We start from the raw sequence: 530 nt of genomic DNA, 5'->3' as shown, positions 1-530 counted from the left end.
CGGAAGAGTCGGGGATCGATGCCGATACTGGCGAACTGCCCTTTGTCGACGACCTTGCCCAGCCGTGCCACAAACTCCTTGGCGGAATTGTTCGGAAAGCCCCTGAATACAACCACACCGCCAGCGCTTGAGGTGTCGCGCACGAGTTGCTTGAGCGTGGCGTCCGGCATCGACAGGCTGGCGAAGACGATGAATTGTGGCGCCTCTCCACCCTTCGCACTCGCATTCTGGGACGCGCCCTTCACGATCTCGTCGAAATCGACCGGCCCTGCCGGACCCTTCGGAAGATCGGTAGCCGCGACCTTGCGCATATTTTCGGTGCCGCCGTCGCGGACCTGAGCGGCCTCTTCACGGAACTGGTCGCCCCTGTCCTTGACCTGGTCGACAAAGGCCTGCGCTTCGGCGGCGAGGTCAGTCGAGCGCTTCTTGACCGCCTGAACGTCTACGCCGTCGACGGTCTGGGCGAGCAGCGCCGACACACCGGCGGTGCCGAGGACTGCGAGGATGCCGATAGTGAGATGGCGCATCGT

The 530-nt window shown here is 63.6% G+C and carries 1 protein-coding gene; it reads right to left on the bottom strand.

What is annotated here, in order from left to right; all coding sequences use genetic code 11:
• Positions 1-479 (bottom strand): TrbC family F-type conjugative pilus assembly protein (locus RAD15_RS43470; RefSeq protein WP_458184807.1); only part of this gene is annotated, 479 nt, incomplete at its 3' end.
• Positions 480-530: the final 51 nt, after the last annotated feature.

Source organism: Bradyrhizobium sp. 14AA, from assembly GCF_054185205.1.
This window is presented reverse-complemented; position numbering and strand designations above follow the sequence as displayed.